This window comes from Enterobacillus tribolii (assembly GCF_003363015.1).
Taxonomy (GTDB): Bacteria; Pseudomonadota; Gammaproteobacteria; order Enterobacterales; family Enterobacteriaceae; genus Enterobacillus; species Enterobacillus tribolii.
Window position 1 is genome coordinate 18,451 of record NZ_QRAP01000006.1, and the last position, 16,269, is coordinate 34,719.

Below are 16,269 nucleotides of genomic sequence, written 5' to 3' on the forward strand. Positions count from 1 at the left end.
CTGACAATTAACGCTTCAGTGCGTCGCTCAGTTCGTCGCGCATTGCGCCGAGAATTGCTTTCACCACGCGCGGATTACCGGCGACCACGTTGCCGGAAACCAGGGAATTATGCCCGCCGATGAAGTCGGTCACCAGGCCGCCCGCTTCGCGTACCAGCAGTTCACCGCCGGCAAAGTCCCAGGGTTTCAGGCCAATCTCGAAGTAACCGTCCACGCGGCCGGCGGCGACATAGGCCAGGTCCAGCGCGGCGGAACCCGTACGGCGGAAGTCGGCGCACTGGGTGAACAGTTTTTCCAGCACTTTGATATACGTGGCGGAATGCTGTTTGGCTTTAAAGGGGAAACCGGTCGCCAGAATGGTGCCGTCCAAATCCTTCGCGCTGGAGCCACGCAGACGGTAACCGTTAAGCTGCGCGCCCTGACCACGGCTTGAGGTGAACAGTTCGTTGCGCATGGGATCGTAAACCACAGCCACCTCGGTGCGGCCTTTAATGCGCACGGCGATGGAAACGGCAAAATGGGGGAGACGTTTAATAAAGTTGGTGGTGCCATCCAGCGGATCGATTACCCATTGAATATCCAGATCTTCGCCGATAAGCTCACCGCGCTCTTCGCTGATGATGGTGTGCTTGGGATAAGATTTACGGATCGTTTCAATAATCAGGTGCTCAGCGTCGCGATCGACATTGGTGACGAAATCATTGCTGCCTTTCTGGCTGGCCTCTACGGCGTCAGGGGTTTCATAACTTTTAGCAATCAGGTTACCGGCCTTGCGCGCGGCGCGCACGGCGATGTTCAGCATCGGATGCATGAGAATCTTCCACTAGGATGTTAAAGAACGAAGGACGGCGCGGAGTATAACAGAGCATGAATCAAACAGCCACGCCTGATTTTCACCGTTTTAAGACATTTCCCGGAACAAACGAAATCAGCTGCTTCGATCGGCGGCCTCTTATGCTAAGATACGGCCATTTTTCACCGCCGCATCAGGATAAGTATGCTGGATAACGTTCGTATCGTGCTGGTGGAGACCTCCCACACGGGGAATATGGGCTCTACCGCACGGGCTATGAAAACAATGGGACTGACCAACCTTTATCTGGTCAATCCGCTGGTAAGGCCCGACTCTCAGGCCATTTCCCTGTCGGCAGGCGCCAGCGACGTCATTGGCAACGCCACGATCGTCGACACCCTGGACGAAGCCCTGACCGGGTGCAGCCTGGTGGTGGGAACCAGCGCCCGTTCCCGCACGCTTCCCTGGCCGATGCTGGAACCCCGCGAATGCGGCCAGCGCAGCGTGGCAGAAGCAGCGCATGCGCCGGTGGCGTTAGTCTTCGGCCGTGAACGCGTCGGGCTGACCAACGAAGAGCTGCAGAAATGCCACTACCATGTCGCGATCCCCGCCAATCCGGAATACAGCTCCCTGAACCTGGCGATGGCCGTGCAGATTCTGGCGTATGAGGTCCGCGTGGCCTGGCTGGAGCAGCAGCAGGCGCCGACGCCGGCGGTTGCTTACGAAGAAGCGCCGTATCCGCTGGTGGACGATCTGGAGCGTTTTTATCAGCATCTCGAGCAGATGCTGCTGACGACCGGGTTTATCCGTCAGGCGCATCCGGGGCAGGTCATGAACAAACTGCGTCGCCTGTTTACCCGCGCTCGTCCGGAAGCGCAGGAACTGAATATCTTACGCGGAATTTTGACGTCGATAGAGAAACAAGAGCACGCAAAACGTTAGCTCTCGACGGGAAGATTGGAATATCATAGTAAACTCCTCAGGTATTTTTCCTGAGGAATCAATGGAGTGTTAATGTGTTGTAACGGACTTGATAACGTAACGGTAATACTTGAGTAAATTACTTGGTTAAATAGTTGACTAAAACACTAGGGAATGACAAAATCAGCCCCATAGCCGGCCAATAACCGGTAATAAAGTAAGTGTTTTCATTCCATCCGACCCACAGGTACTATTTGCCATGAGACTGACATCCAAAGGCCGTTACGCCGTTACCGCCATGCTTGACGTTGCATTACATTCCCAGGAGGGCCCTGTACCCCTGGCCGATATCTCGGAACGTCAGGGTATTTCGCTTTCTTATTTAGAACAACTGTTCTCCCGCCTGCGCAAAAATGGACTGGTTTCCAGCGTGCGTGGTCCGGGCGGCGGCTATCTGCTGGGCAAAGAAGCCGGTGAGATTGCCGTTGGTACGGTTATTACGGCGGTTGACGAGTCAGTCGATGCAACCCGCTGCCAGGGAAAGGAAGGTTGTCAGGGTGGAACCCGTTGTTTAACACATGCCCTGTGGCGTGATCTGAGCGAGCGCATCAGCGGCTTCCTTAATAACATCACGTTGGCAGAGCTGGTGAATAACCAGGAAATTCTGGATGTCGCCGACCGTCAGAACAACATGGATGCCGTTCGCAGCGGAAACGGCCGCTTGCAGGACACGATTAACGTCAATCTGCACGCATAAATAAGCGGAAGACGACGGAGTCAAAACACTTTTTTCCTGGATGAATGAATTCGGAAGTGATGTACGGAGCAAAAGAATGAAATTACCGATTTATCTGGACTATTCCGCGACGACGCCGGTTGACCCGCGCGTGGCCGAAAAGATGATGCAGTTTTTAACCCTGGACGGTACTTTCGGTAACCCTGCTTCACGTTCGCACCGTTTCGGGTGGCAGGCGGAAGAGGCGGTTGATGTCGCACGCAATAATATTGCCGAACTGGTTGGCGCCGACCCGCGCGAGATCGTGTTTACCTCTGGCGCGACCGAGGCCGACAACCTGGCGATTAAAGGCGCAGCCAATTTCTATCAGAAAAAAGGCAAGCACATCATCACCAGTAAAACCGAACATAAAGCCGTGCTGGATACCTGTCGTCAGCTGGAGCGCGAAGGTTTTGAAGTCACTTACCTGACGCCGCAGAGCAACGGCCTGATCGATCTCAACGTGCTTGAAGCCGCGATGCGCGACGACACCATCGTGGTGTCTATCATGCATGTGAATAACGAGATCGGCGTGATTCAGGATATCGAAAAGATCGGCGAAATGTGTCGCGCACGCGGCATCATTTTCCACGTTGACGCCACGCAAAGCGTGGGTAAACTGCCTATCGATCTCAGCAGCCTGAAAGTGGATCTGATGTCCTTCTCCGGCCACAAAATTTATGGCCCGAAAGGCATCGGCGCGCTGTACGTACGCCGTAAACCGCGCGTACGCATCGAGGCGCAGATGCACGGCGGCGGCCACGAGCGCGGCATGCGCTCCGGTACTCTGCCGGTGCATCAGATCGTCGGGATGGGCGAAGCATACCGCATCGCCAAAGAAGAAATGGCGACGGACGTTCCGCGCCAGCGCGCGCTGCGCGATCGCCTGTGGAACGGCCTGAAAGATATTGAAGAAGTGTACCTGAACGGCTCTCTGGAGCAGGGTGCGCCCAATATTCTGAACGTCAGCTTTAACTATGTGGAAGGTGAGTCGTTGATTATGGCCCTTAAGGATCTGGCCGTGTCTTCTGGTTCCGCCTGTACTTCCGCCAGTCTGGAACCTTCCTACGTGCTGCGTGCGCTGGGTATGAACGATGAGCTGGCTCACAGTTCCATCCGCTTCTCCCTGGGCCGTTTCACGACGGAAGAAGAGATTGATTACGCCATTGCGCTGGTGCATAAGTCCATCGGTCGTCTGCGCGAGCTTTCCCCGCTGTGGGACATGTTCAAGCAGGGCGTGGATTTGAACACCATTGAGTGGGCCGCGCATTAATCTCCCGGACCCGATTTAAGGAATTAGCACCATGGCTTACAGCGAAAAAGTAATCGATCATTATGAAAACCCGCGCAACGTAGGGTCCTTCGACAACGAAGATCCCTCCGTGGGCAGCGGCATGGTCGGCGCGCCGGCTTGCGGCGATGTGATGAAGTTGCAGATTAAAGTCAACCAAGAGGGTATCATCGAAGACGCCCGCTTCAAGACTTACGGCTGCGGCTCGGCCATCGCGTCCAGCTCGCTGGTGACTGAATGGGTAAAAGGCAAGTCTATCGAACAAGCGGAAGCGATCAAAAACACCGATATCGCGGAAGAGCTGGCGCTGCCGCCGGTTAAAATTCACTGTTCGATCCTGGCCGAAGACGCCATTAAAGCCGCGATTGCGGACTATAAAAATAAGCATAACGCGAAATAACCTGTATGCCCGCCCGTCATAAGGCGGGCATAAGTGAGAAACGCCGGATTTAAAGTTGAGGTTGTTGTATGTCGATCGCCATGAGCAACAGCGCCGCTGAGCGCGTACGGACATTTTTGACCAACCGCGGTAAAGGGTTGGGGCTGCGGCTGGGAGTGAAAACCTCCGGCTGTTCGGGAATGGCTTACGTGCTGGAATTTGTTGACGAACTGAACGATGACGACGTGGTGTTCGAAGACAAAGGCGTGAAGGTTATTGTCGACGGTAAAAGCCTGGTTTATCTTGACGGCACGGAGCTGGACTTCGTGAAAGAAGGGCTGAACGAAGGCTTTAAATTCAACAACCCGAACGTAAAAGGCGAGTGCGGCTGCGGCGAAAGCTTCAACGTCTGACCGTTCTCCCGTCGGTTTTTCCGGGGCGTTTTGCCGCCCCGATAACTTATCTCTTCAGAGCACGGCATGGATTATTTCACGTTATTCGGGCTGCCGGTTCGCTATCAAGTGGACGGCAGCCTTCTTGCTTCACGCTATCAGGAACTGCAACGCCAGTTTCATCCCGACCGTTTCGCCAGTAAGCCCGAACGCGAGCGCCTGCAGGCCATCCAACAGGCGGCGACGATCAACGACGCTTACCAATCTCTGAAACATCCCCTGAAGCGCGCTGAATACATGCTGTCGCTGCATGGTTTCGATCTGAATAATGAACAACATACCATGCATGATACGGCTTTCCTGATGGAACAGCTTGAACTGCGGGAAGAATTAGACAGCATTGAACGCAGCGCACAGCCGGAAGAGGCTCTGATGGCCTTTTCTGCGCGGATCGCTAAAATGACGCAGTCGCGCAGCGCGCAAATGATTGAACGGCTGGATGCCCAAAGCTGGGAGCCGGCTGCGGACAGCGTACGTAAGCTACGTTTTCTGGATAAGCTCCGGCAACAGATAGACGCGCTCGAAGAGCGCCTGCTGGATAACTGATTGCTCCCGTAATCCCGTTCCGCCCGCGTACGGCGGAGAAAATGGCAACATTGACTGGAAGCGCCACATGGCTTTATTACAAATCAGCGAACCGGGGTTAACCGCCGCACCGCATCAGCGCCGTCTGGCCGCGGGTATCGATCTTGGTACAACCAACTCACTGGTGGCGACCGTGCGCAGCGGGCAGGCCGAAACCCTGCCCGATGAGCATGGCCGTCATTTGCTGCCTTCCGTAGTGCATTATGCCCCGGAAGGCAGCAGCATCGGCTTTGACGCCCGTCTTTACGCTTCTCAGGATCCGGTCAATACCGTCAGCTCGGTGAAGCGCATGATGGGGCGTTCGCTGGACGATCTGCGTCACCGCTACCCCGACTTACCGTATCAATTCCAGGCCAGCGAAAATGGCCTGCCGCAGCTGGTGACCGCGCAGGGCGTGGTGAACCCGGTACAGGTTTCCGCCGATATTCTGAAGGCACTGGCCGCGCGCGCGGAAGCGACGCTGGGCGGTACGCTGGACGGCGTGGTGATCACCGTACCTGCCTATTTTGATGACGCACAGCGCCAGGGCACCAAAGACGCTGCGCGTCTGGCGGGCCTGCATGTGCTGCGCCTGCTGAACGAACCGACCGCAGCGGCTATCGCTTACGGTCTGGATTCCGGCCAGGAAGGGGTGATCGCCGTTTACGATTTGGGCGGCGGCACGTTTGATATTTCGATACTGCGTCTGAGCCGCGGCGTGTTTGAAGTCCTGGCGACCGGCGGCGACTCCGCGCTGGGCGGCGATGATTTCGATCATCTGCTGGCCGACTGGCTGCGTGAGCAGGCGGGCGTCAGCGATCGCAGCGATCACCGCGTGCAGCGCCAGTTCCTTGACGCCGCCATTGCGGCAAAAATCGCGCTCAGCGACGCTCAACAAACCGACGTTGAGGTCGCCGGCTGGCGTGGTCAGGTGACGCGCGACCAGTTCGACGCGCTGATTGCGCCGCTGGTGAAACGTACGCTGCTGGCCTGCCGCCGTGCGCTGAAAGATGCCGGCGTCAGCAATGACGAAGTGATTGAAGCGGTCATGGTCGGCGGTTCTACCCGCGTGCCGCTGGTGCGCAACCAGGTCGGCGAATTCTTCGGCCGTCCGCCGCTGACCTCAATCGATCCGGATCGCGTTGTGGCTATCGGCGCGGCGATCCAGGCGGACATTCTGGCCGGCAATAAGCCGGACTCCGAAATGCTGCTGCTGGACGTCATCCCGCTGTCGCTGGGGCTGGAAACCATGGGCGGGCTGACGGAAAAAGTCATTCCGCGCAATACCACCATTCCGGTCGCCAGGGCGCAGGAGTTCACCACGTTTAAAGATGGTCAGAACGCCATGATGATTCACGTGGTGCAGGGGGAGCGAGAACTGGTGCAGGACAACCGCTCTCTGGCCCGCTTTACGCTGCGCGGCATTCCCGCGATGCCCGCCGGCGGGGCGCACATTCGGGTTACTTTCCAGGTGGATGCGGATGGCTTGCTCAGCGTGACCGCGATGGAAAAATCCACCGGCGTGCAGTCGTCGATTCAGGTAAAACCGTCTTACGGCCTGACCGACACGGAGATCGCCGGCATGATCAAGGCCTCGATGTCGCACGCGGCGGAAGATCTCAGCGCCCGTATGCTGGCGGAGCAAAAAGTTGAGGCCGCGCGCGTGCTGGAAAGCCTGCAGGGAGCGCTGGCGCAGGACGCCGCGCTGCTTGGCGAACAGGAACTGGCGGACATACAACAGGGCGTTGCCGGGTTGCAGCAAGCCGCTGCCGGGGAAGACGCCGCCGCTATTGAACTCGCGATCAAAGCGCTCGACGCACTGACGCAAAATTTTGCCGCGCGCCGGATGGATGAATCTATCCGCCGGGCGCTGGCCGGTCATTCTGTGGATGAGGTTTAACCATGCCAAAAATCGTATTTCTTCCGAACCAGGAACACTGCCCGGAAGGGGCCGTTGTCGAGGCTCAGGAAGGCGAAACGATTCTTGACGTTGCGCTGCGCAACGGAATTGAAATTGAACACGCCTGTGAAAAATCCTGCGCCTGCACCACCTGCCACTGCATTATCCGTGAAGGGTTTGATTCACTGGCGGAGAGCAGCGAGCTGGAAGACGACATGCTGGACAAAGCCTGGGGGCTGGAGCCGGAAAGCCGTTTGAGCTGCCAGGCGAAGGTAACCGACGAGGATCTGGTCGTGGAGATTCCGCGTTATACCATCAACCACGCCAGAGAACACTGAGGAGCCTTCGCGATGGGACTGAAATGGCAAGACAGTCGTGAGATCGGGGAAGCGCTGTACGACGCGTTTCCGGACACCGACCCGAAAACCGTGCGTTTCACCGATTTGCATCAGTGGATTTGCGATCTGGAAGATTTTGACGACGATCCGCAAAAGTCGAACGAAAAAATTCTGGAAGCGATTCTGCTGGTCTGGCTGGAAGAAGCCGAATAATCGCATCACACAACGGGCTGCTTCAGGGCGGCCCGTTGTTTCATTCTGAGCTGTCGCTGTTTATATCGCGTCACCTTTCTTACAGAATATAAAATAATTATTGGGAGCAAAGTTATGACCAGTGAACTGATGAACGTCAGCCTGTCACAGCAGCCGGCCGATGCCTGCTGGGGCGAGAATGCCCTGCTGAGCGCCGGTCCGGACGGCATGGTGATCCACCTGAACAGCGGCAAACTCGGCGCGGTACAACGCGCGGGGCGTAAGCTGAGCGGGCAGGGCATCAAACGCGTACGCCTGACGGGAGAAGGCTGGAACGTGGAGTACAGCTGGGCGTTCTGGCAGGGTTTCCGCGCCCCCAAAGGCGCATTCCAGGTAGAGTGGGCGCCGCTGGGCGAGGCGGATCGCGCCGAGCTGGATCGCCGTCTGCACATCATTGACTGGGTGCGTGACGTCATCAACGCGCCGGCGGAAGAGCTGGGGCCGGAGCAACTGGCCCAGCGTGCCGTCGATCTGATGTGCGGCGTTGCCTGCGACAGCGTCAGCTACCGCATCACCAAAGGCGAAGATCTGCGTGAGCAGGGGTACATGGGGCTGCATACCGTCGGCCGCGGCTCCGAACGCCCGCCGGTGCTGCTGGCGCTGGACTACAACCCGACGGGAAATCCGGATGCGCCGGTGCTGGCCTGCCTGGTCGGCAAAGGCATCACCTTTGACTCCGGCGGTTACAGCCTGAAGCAGAGCGCCTTCATGGATTCGATGAAGTCCGACATGGGCGGCGCAGCCACCATTACCGGCGCGCTGGCGCTGGCGATATCCCGCGGCCTGAAACAACGGGTGAAGCTGTATCTGTGCTGTGCCGATAACCTGGTCAGCGGCAATGCGTTCAAGCTGGGCGACATTATTCGTTATCGCAACGGCAAGAGCGTGGAAATCATGAACACCGACGCGGAAGGGCGCCTGGTGCTGGCGGATGGCCTGATCGACGCATCGGAGCAGAAGCCGGCGCTGATTATTGACTGCGCCACGCTGACCGGCGCGGCGAAAACCGCGCTGGGCAATGACTACCATGCCCTGTTCAGCTTTGACGACGCCCTGGCGGCCGAGTTGCTCAGCAGCGCGGAAAAAGAGCATGAAGCATTCTGGCGTCTGCCGCTGGCGGAATTCCACCGCAGCCAGCTGCCGTCCAACTTCGCCGATCTTAACAACGTTGCCGGAGCGGCATACAGCGCGGGCGCCAGCACGGCGGCGGCGTTTTTGTCCCACTTCGTGGCGGACTACCGTCGCGGCTGGCTGCATGTGGACTGTTCCGCCACTTACCGCAAGAGCGCCGTGGAGCAGTGGTCCGCCGGCGCTACTGGCCTGGGCGTCAGGGCTATTGCCAATCTGTTGCTGAGCAAGGCATGATGACGCCTTACGCGCGGGGGGATGCCCGCGCGTCGTTTTTGTTTTTTACCGTACCGGAGCCTGAATGAGTTCCCACGATCACCACCATGATTCACCGGAAGAACTGCTGGAAAAGAGCCTGGAGCAGGCCGTTAACGATCCGGCGCAGCGCACGTTGTTTTACCGTAACCTGCTGGAGGCTTCCGTCTACATTCTGGCTGACAGCGGTTTGGCGGACAAAGGCGGTGATTTGATTATCGCGCCGAACCTCGAGCTGGATATTCAGCACTGGGAAATGCAGGACGGCTTATCCACGATCCCGTTTTTCTCGTCGCTGGAGAAACTGCAACAGGCGGCAGGCGATGACGAGCAGCCGTTTATGACGCTGCCCGCCCGCGAGTTATTCGCCATGACGCGCGGCGCCCAACTGTTTCTGAACCCTAAGTGCGAGTACGGTAAGGCGTTTTATCCTCAGGAAATCGACATGCTGCTGGAAACCGGCGGGCTTCAGGCGCCGCAGGAACAGGTCACGCTGGAAGGGGGAACGCTGTCGCTGGGGCAGCCGCAGGAATACCCGTCGGCCGTCGTGGATGCGTTGACTAAGCTGTTCAGTGAGCGGAAAATCGTGCGCCGGGCGTTTCTGGCGCAGATTCATGATAAAAGCGTGGATGAGGCGCCAAACCTGTTGATCGGGCTGGAACTGGAAGCCGGGGAGAATAACGCCGAAAGCCTGATTCAGGAAACCGGCAGCATTGCCAGCGCCGCATTAACGGAGGATGAGCCGGTCGATATTTGCCTGATTGGCGAAGCCTCAGACGGCATCAGCCATTACCTGACCACGCATACCCAGCCCTTTTATCAGCGGCGGTGGGGGAGTTGGCTGCGCAATAGCATTCCTTCAAATACATTGATGTAGTGTTGTATGGGTATTGTATTATACGCGGAGATATAGACCTTCTGAAGGCGTGGGGCGGAACAAGGGGTTCTGCCGATAAAACGGTTTAACTATGAGTAAACTATTAAAGCAGCGGTTGGCTGCATTATTCATGGATGTCTATAAGCTTTCCGGCTTTCGGGTAAAGAAGATCACCCGGCCTTTGGAAGCGGGCGAAATAAGGACTGTTGCAATTTATTCTACTACGGCATTGGGCGATCTCCTGCTCAATACGCCGGCTATTGTGGCGATCAAAAAACATTTTCCGGCGGCAAAAATCATTCTTGTCGTAAATAAACGTAATGCGCAGTTGGTGGAAAACAGCGATTTATTTGATGATGTGCTGTTCTGGAACGGGAAAGTCAACGGCGTTCTGCGGCTGGTAAAGGCGTTGCGTCGCGACAAACCGGATGCGACGTTTATCCTGCACTCTCATACGCCGTATGACATCATTGCCGCCACGCTGTCCCGCTCGGATATTATCCTGAAGGATATTTATCTCAATGATTACCAGGGGCATGACACTTTCATTCTGAACCGTTTCTTATCCGGGCATTATGATCACCGCGGTGACGGTTTTATTCCGGTTATCAGCCAGAAAAGCAAATTACTGAAATTGATCGGCATTGACGATATGCCGACGGATATGATCATTCCGTTTTCCTATAAAGCGGAAAAATGCGCGCGGCGGACGCTGGGCGTTCATTTGGGAGCCTCTTCCGGCGAGCGTTGCTGGCCGATTGAAAACTTTGTCACCGTAATCCGCCGGGTCATGCAGACGTTTTCCGACGTGGATATCGTGTTGCTGGGCGGGCCGGGCGAGGTGGAGCGCAACCGCCAGTTTCTGACGCTGCTGGGAGAGCCGCTCGCGGCGCGCATAACGGATCTCGCCGGTAAAACGTCGCTGAAACAGCTGACGGAAAAAATCGCTTCGCTAACCTGCCTGCTCGTTGGTGATACCGGCCCGATGCACATTTCTATCGCGGTAAGAACGCCCACCATCATCATGTTCCCCAGCCTGCGCGCTTCGGTAGGTACTCGTCCGCAGCAGGATCAGGCGCGGCACCAGGTTCTGATTGCCCGCAGTGAGAAAGACAATATGGCGGCGCTGGATGTTGACAGCGTTAATGTTGCGTTATTTAACGCATTGTCGTCGGCGACGTCTGTGGAAAATGCACCGGCTGCGGGCGGCTCCCGTGTGTCCTGAATCAAAAAAGAAATATTTTTTTAACAAAATTGTGTCATTCCCATAGGCAAACGCTTCGCCGCCCCCGTATAATCGGCGGCGATTTACGGCCGGCATAAAGCAGAGGGAAATCATCTCCCTGATGCCACTTACACAAAAAGTATACCGGCGCTTCCCGGAAGTTTGATTGAGGTTGACATGACTATAGAACGTACCTTTTCCATCGTTAAACCCAACGCGGTGGCAAAAAACCTGATTGGCGCTATTTATTCCCGTTTTGAAGCGGCAGGACTGAAAATCGTTGCGGCAAAAATGCTGCATCTGACCCGTGAACAGGCTGAAGGTTTTTATGCCGAGCATGCGGAAAGACCCTTCTTCGGCGGCCTGGTGGATTTCATGACCTCCGGCCCGATTATCCTTCAGGTTCTGGAAGGGAAAGACGCGGTGCGCCGCCATCGTGAAATCATGGGCGCGACCAACCCGGAGAACGCGCTGGCCGGCACGCTGCGCGCCGACTATGCAGACAGCCTGACGGAAAACGCGGTGCACGGCTCCGACTCCGCAGAGTCCGCCGCGCGTGAAATCGCTTACTTCTTCAGCGAAGGCGAAATCTGCCCGCGTACCCGCTGATTGCCAGACGGGCGGGAAATATTTCTGCTGAAAGCGTTTCCCGCATAGCATCTCCGCCTGAGAATTTGTACAATACGCCGCCCCGGATGACCTGCGTCTCCGGGGCGAATTATTTGTTGAGTCCGGGGAGTCGTATAAACTTACCCTGACAGATTATTGATGACTGCGCCGAAAGTGTAACAACGAGGCCGAGACATACCATGCAAAAACCCCCTTCACAGCATTCGGGCGCCGAGCCTGAATCCGCGACTGACGCATCCGTAGTATCCCACGTCACGTCTTGCGCCAGCGATGCGCAACCGGGCGCCGCGATGCAGGAAAAAATCAACCTGTTGGACCTGGACCGCAAACAAATGCGGGAGTTCTTCGTCTCCATCGGAGAGAAGCCGTTCCGTGCCGATCAGGTGATGAAATGGATTTACCACTATTGCTGCGATGACTTTGATGAGATGACGGACATCAACAAAGTGTTGCGCGCCAAGCTGAAGCAGCTGACGGAAATCCGTGCGCCGGAAGTCGCGGAAGAGCAGCGCTCTTCCGACGGCACCATCAAGTGGGCGTTGCAGGTCGGCGATCAGCGGGTTGAGACCGTATACATCCCTGAGGATGACCGGGCGACCCTGTGCGTTTCTTCCCAGGTCGGGTGTGCGCTGGAATGTAAGTTTTGCTCCACGGCGCAGCAAGGGTTCAACCGCAACCTGCGCGTGGCGGAAATTATCGGCCAGGTATGGCGGGCGGCAAAAATCATTGGCGCGGCCAAGGTCACCGGGCAGCGCCCCATCACCAACGTGGTGATGATGGGAATGGGCGAGCCGTTGCTGAACCTGACCAACGTGGTGCCGGCGATGGAAATCATGCTGGACGACTTTGGTTTCGGCCTGTCCAAGCGGCGCGTAACGCTCTCAACCTCCGGCGTGGTGCCGGCGCTGGACAAGCTGGGCGACATGATCGACGTGGCGCTGGCGATTTCCCTGCATGCGCCGACGGATGCCATCCGTGATGAGATCGTGCCGATCAACCGCAAGTACAATATCGAGACATTTCTTGCCTCGGTGCGTAACTATCTTGATAAATCTAACGCGAATCAGGGACGGGTAACGGTGGAATACGTTATGCTGGATCACGTTAACGACGGAACCGAGCATGCGCATCAACTGGCTGAATGTCTGAAAAACACGCCGTGCAAGATCAACCTGATCCCCTGGAATCCCTTCCCGGGAGCGCCGTTCGGGCGGAGTTCCAACAGCCGCATCGACCGCTTCTCCAAGGTACTGATGGAGTACGGTTTTACGGTTATCGTCCGTAAAACCCGCGGCGACGACATTGATGCGGCCTGCGGGCAATTGGCCGGCGACGTGATTGACCGGACCAAACGTACGCTGAAGAAAAGGATGGCGGGTGAACCTATTTCGGTTCGCGAGGTCTGACAGCACAAAGGGTGCGCCCGACGGGTCAGGGGACGCATAAATTATGTTTATGTGTCAGGGTAATTAACGGATATCGGTACTGGGGACGTTGCCCTGTACCGGGCGGATAAAGCAATGAAGCTGAAGTATCAGGGATTCGCCTGTTTGCTGGTGTTGACGCTTGCCGGTTGTTCTTCCGTGCCGCGCAACGGCGGGATGGCGACGCAGTCTTCACAGACGTATATGCAGCTTGGCCTGGAGTACCTGAATCAGGGCGACATGCCATCGGCGCGCAAAAATCTGGAGAAGGCGCGTGATGAAGCGCCGGCCGATTACCATACTCAGCTGGCCATGGCCTTATATCAGCAGAAAGCCGGTGATAACGACGGCGCGCAGCAGAGTTATCAGAAAGCGCTGAATCTGGCGCCGGGCAACGGCAGCGTAATGAATAATTACGGTGCGTTTCTCTGTGGTTTAGGGCAGTATGTAGCGGCACAACAACAGTTTACCGCTGCTGCGCAGGCGCCTGATGATGGTCAGGTCGCCGACAGTTTTGAAAATGCGGGTTATTGCTTCCTTCATGCCGGGCAAAGCGCGGATGCGCGCAAACAGTTTACCCGGGCGCTGAAGAGCGATCCTGATAAAGGCGCGCCGCTGATCGTGCAGGCGACCCGGGATTTTGAGCAGGGTAAACGCCAGGATGCGCGATTGATGTTGGATGTTTATAACCATACGCTTCCGGCCAGCGCCGAGAGCCTGTGGTTACAGATCCGTTTCGCTGCGTTGGATGGTCGCCAGACGAATATTGATCGTTACGGCAAACAACTGGCGCGAAATTTTCCACACTCTAAACAGTACCAACAGTTTCTAGCTAATGAATACTGAAGCCACCCAAGATCAGACTGCAAAAATAACGCCGGGCGCACGCCTGCGCCAGGCCCGTGAACAATTAGGGCTGAGCCAGAAGGCCGTTGCCGAGCGTTTGTGCCTGAAGGTCTCAACGGTTCGCGAGATCGAAGAAGACAGCATTCCGGATGACCTGGCTTCCACATTCGTCAGGGGTTATATCCGTTCCTATTCAAAACTGGTGCACATTCCGGAAGAAGAATTACTTCCGCTGCTGAATCGCCCCACGACGCAAAAGACCATCAAAGTCGCGTCAATGCAGAATTTCTCTTTGAGTAAAAAGCGCAAAAGGCGGGACGGATGGCTGATGATGTTCACCTGGTTGGTGATTATCGTGGTGATTGGCCTTACCGGCACCTGGTGGTGGCAGAATCACAAGGCCCAGCAGCAGGATATCGTTGAAATGGCCGATCACTCCTCTGCGCAGCTGGCGCGTAATAACGCCGGGGAAGGGCAAGCGGTTCCCCTGAACCACAGTGACGCCGACGACGCCCCGGGTAGCGCAAGCGTTGCCGCGCCGGTAACGCCGCCTGTGCTGCCTCAGGCCAGCGAGCAGGCTGCAAATCCGAATACGTCCGCCGCGCCGGTCGATAGCGCACCGGCCGTCGTTTCGCCGAGTCAGGCGAACATCGAGCCTGTACCTTCATTGCCGACCGCCGGCGCTACCGTGGATAACGGTGCGGCTCCTGCAGCGTCCGGTGACGGGCTGGTGATGAATTTTTCCGCTGATTGCTGGCTGGAGGTGCATGATGCTACGGGCAAAACGTTGTTCAGCGGTATGCAGAAATCCGGCGGAAGACTGGATTTGACGGGAACCGCACCCTATAAGCTGAAAATCGGCGCGCCTGCGTCGGTGCAGGTCACTTATCAGGGTAACCCGGTCGATCTGAGTCAGTTTGTTAAAACAAGCCGTGTAGCACGTTTGACCGTGGGTGGCTGACCCACGGCGCTGCGGTTTGAATTTCATGTCCATGCCGGAGAATTCATAGATGCATAGCCCATCTCCTATTGTCCGGCGTAAGTCCAAGCGGATTTACGTCGGTAAGGTGCCCGTCGGTGACGGGGCGCCGATTTCCGTTCAGTCGATGACCAATACCCGTACCACCGACGTGGAAGCGACGGTGAAGCAAATTCATGCCCTGGAGCGCGTGGGGGTGGACATCGTCCGCGTTTCCGTGCCCACCATGGATGCGGCGGAAGCCTTTAAACAGATTAAGCAACAGGTGTCAGTGCCGCTGGTGGCGGATATTCACTTTGACTACCGCATTGCTCTGAAGGTAGCGGAATACGGCGTGGACTGCCTGCGCATCAACCCCGGTAATATCGGTAACGAAGAGCGTATCCGCGCCGTGGTTGACTGTGCGCGCGATAAAAATATCCCGATTCGCATCGGCATCAACGCGGGGTCGCTGGAGAAAGATATCCAGGAAAAATACGGCGAACCGACGCCGGAAGCCCTGCTGGAATCTGCGATGCGTCACGTCGATATTCTTGACCGCCTGAACTTCGATCAGTTTAAGGTCAGCGTCAAGGCATCGGATGTCTTCCTCGCGGTGCAGTCATACCGTTTGCTGGCGGCGCGCATCGAGCAGCCGCTGCACCTTGGTATTACCGAAGCCGGCGGCATGCGCAGCGGCGCGGTGAAGTCGGCGATCGGCCTCGGGATGTTGCTGTCCGAAGGCATCGGCGACACCCTGCGTATCTCGCTGGCGGCCGATCCGGTCGAAGAAGTTAAAGTCGGTTTTGATATTCTCAAGGCGTTGCGCATTCGTTCGCGCGGCATTAATTTCATCGCCTGTCCGACCTGTTCGCGTCAGGAGTTCGACGTGATCGGCACGGTTAACGCGCTGGAACAGCGGCTGGAAGACATCATTACCCCGATGGATGTTTCCATCATCGGCTGCGTGGTGAACGGCCCCGGCGAAGCGCTGGTGTCTACGATCGGCGTAACGGGCGGACACAACAAGAGCGGCTTCTACGAAGACGGCGTACGCCAGAAAGAGCGCTTCGATAATGAGCAGATGATTGACCAACTGGAAGCGAAAATTCGCGCCAAAGCGTTGATGCTGGATGACAGCAAGCGCATCGACGTCAGCCAGATCGAAGATAAATAACCGGAAGCTGGGCCGCCTGTGCGGCCCGCAGCCTATTTACCCGGATTGATGCGGGCAGCGTAATCCCTCTATAATCGGGACTTT

General features: G+C 56.8%; 18 protein-coding genes. 17 read left to right on the plus strand and 1 reads right to left on the minus strand.

Annotation, left to right across the window (positions count from 1 at the left end):
• Positions 1 to 7: 7 nt before the first annotated feature.
• Positions 8 to 811, minus strand: coding sequence for an inositol-1-monophosphatase (gene suhB / locus C8D90_RS13260; RefSeq protein ID WP_115458941.1), 804 nt, complete (start codon positions 809 to 811; stop codon positions 8 to 10).
• Positions 812 to 997: 186 nt separating this feature from the next.
• On the opposite strand from suhB, the gene trmJ reads away from it, so the two are divergent.
• From trmJ to ispG, 17 genes are all read left to right on the plus strand, one after another.
• Positions 998 to 1,735 carry a tRNA (cytosine(32)/uridine(32)-2'-O)-methyltransferase TrmJ gene (trmJ, locus tag C8D90_RS13265; protein ID WP_115458942.1) on the plus strand — a complete coding sequence of 246 codons (738 nt, stop codon included), beginning with the start codon at positions 998 to 1,000 and terminating at the stop codon, positions 1,733 to 1,735.
• Between the two features lie 238 nt (positions 1,736 to 1,973).
• Complete coding sequence (iscR, locus tag C8D90_RS13270) at positions 1,974 to 2,471, plus strand: Fe-S cluster assembly transcriptional regulator IscR (protein ID WP_115458943.1); 498 nt, start codon at positions 1,974 to 1,976, stop codon at positions 2,469 to 2,471.
• A gap of 76 nt (positions 2,472 to 2,547) precedes the next feature.
• Positions 2,548 to 3,762, plus strand: coding sequence for an IscS subfamily cysteine desulfurase (locus tag C8D90_RS13275; protein WP_115458944.1), 1,215 nt, complete (start codon positions 2,548 to 2,550; stop codon positions 3,760 to 3,762).
• A 31-nt stretch (positions 3,763 to 3,793) separates the two neighbouring features.
• Complete coding sequence (gene iscU, locus C8D90_RS13280; RefSeq protein WP_115458945.1) at positions 3,794 to 4,180, plus strand: Fe-S cluster assembly scaffold IscU; 387 nt, start codon at positions 3,794 to 3,796, stop codon at positions 4,178 to 4,180.
• A gap of 68 nt (positions 4,181 to 4,248) precedes the next feature.
• Positions 4,249 to 4,572 carry an iron-sulfur cluster assembly protein IscA gene (iscA, locus tag C8D90_RS13285; RefSeq protein ID WP_115458946.1) on the plus strand — a complete coding sequence of 108 codons (324 nt, stop codon included), beginning with the start codon at positions 4,249 to 4,251 and terminating at the stop codon, positions 4,570 to 4,572.
• Positions 4,573 to 4,638: 66 nt separating this feature from the next.
• A complete protein-coding gene (hscB, locus tag C8D90_RS13290) occupies positions 4,639 to 5,157 on the plus strand; it encodes a co-chaperone HscB (protein WP_115458947.1) in 519 nt (172 codons plus the stop codon).
• 67 nt (positions 5,158 to 5,224) lie between these two features.
• Positions 5,225 to 7,075: a Fe-S protein assembly chaperone HscA gene (hscA, locus tag C8D90_RS13295; protein WP_115458948.1), complete on the plus strand. Its 1,851-nt coding sequence runs from the start codon at positions 5,225 to 5,227 to the stop codon at positions 7,073 to 7,075.
• A gap of 2 nt (positions 7,076 to 7,077) precedes the next feature.
• On the plus strand, positions 7,078 to 7,413 hold the full coding sequence (gene fdx, locus C8D90_RS13300) for an ISC system 2Fe-2S type ferredoxin (RefSeq protein WP_115458949.1): 336 nt from the start codon (positions 7,078 to 7,080) through the stop codon (positions 7,411 to 7,413).
• Between the two features lie 12 nt (positions 7,414 to 7,425).
• Positions 7,426 to 7,626 carry a Fe-S cluster assembly protein IscX gene (gene iscX / locus C8D90_RS13305; RefSeq protein WP_115458950.1) on the plus strand — a complete coding sequence of 67 codons (201 nt, stop codon included), beginning with the start codon at positions 7,426 to 7,428 and terminating at the stop codon, positions 7,624 to 7,626.
• A gap of 114 nt (positions 7,627 to 7,740) precedes the next feature.
• Positions 7,741 to 9,030, plus strand: coding sequence for an aminopeptidase PepB (gene pepB, locus C8D90_RS13310; RefSeq protein ID WP_162844400.1), 1,290 nt, complete (start codon positions 7,741 to 7,743; stop codon positions 9,028 to 9,030).
• 64 nt (positions 9,031 to 9,094) lie between these two features.
• Positions 9,095 to 9,925, plus strand: a complete 831-nt coding sequence (locus C8D90_RS13315; RefSeq protein ID WP_115458951.1) for an enhanced serine sensitivity protein SseB C-terminal domain-containing protein — start codon at positions 9,095 to 9,097, stop codon at positions 9,923 to 9,925.
• A 91-nt stretch (positions 9,926 to 10,016) separates the two neighbouring features.
• Entirely contained in the window at positions 10,017 to 11,150 is a 1,134-nt protein-coding gene (locus tag C8D90_RS13320; protein ID WP_115458952.1) for a glycosyltransferase family 9 protein, read from the plus strand.
• Positions 11,151 to 11,327: 177 nt separating this feature from the next.
• The gene (ndk, locus tag C8D90_RS13325) at positions 11,328 to 11,759 is read left to right on the plus strand and encodes a nucleoside-diphosphate kinase (protein WP_115458953.1); all 432 of its coding nucleotides are present in this window, start codon (positions 11,328 to 11,330) and stop codon (positions 11,757 to 11,759) included.
• A 200-nt stretch (positions 11,760 to 11,959) separates the two neighbouring features.
• The gene (locus tag C8D90_RS13330) at positions 11,960 to 13,186 is read left to right on the plus strand and encodes a bifunctional tRNA (adenosine(37)-C2)-methyltransferase TrmG/ribosomal RNA large subunit methyltransferase RlmN (RefSeq protein ID WP_115458954.1); all 1,227 of its coding nucleotides are present in this window, start codon (positions 11,960 to 11,962) and stop codon (positions 13,184 to 13,186) included.
• A 114-nt stretch (positions 13,187 to 13,300) separates the two neighbouring features.
• A complete protein-coding gene (gene pilW / locus C8D90_RS13335) occupies positions 13,301 to 14,050 on the plus strand; it encodes a type IV pilus biogenesis/stability protein PilW (protein WP_115458955.1) in 750 nt (249 codons plus the stop codon).
• Positions 14,040 to 15,011: a cytoskeleton protein RodZ gene (gene rodZ, locus C8D90_RS13340; protein WP_115458956.1), complete on the plus strand. Its 972-nt coding sequence runs from the start codon at positions 14,040 to 14,042 to the stop codon at positions 15,009 to 15,011. The genes pilW and rodZ overlap by 11 nt, the downstream gene beginning before the upstream one ends.
• Positions 15,012 to 15,060: 49 nt before the next feature.
• Positions 15,061 to 16,185 carry a flavodoxin-dependent (E)-4-hydroxy-3-methylbut-2-enyl-diphosphate synthase gene (ispG, locus tag C8D90_RS13345; protein WP_115458957.1) on the plus strand — a complete coding sequence of 375 codons (1,125 nt, stop codon included), beginning with the start codon at positions 15,061 to 15,063 and terminating at the stop codon, positions 16,183 to 16,185.
• The last annotated feature ends 84 nt before the right edge of the window (positions 16,186 to 16,269 follow it).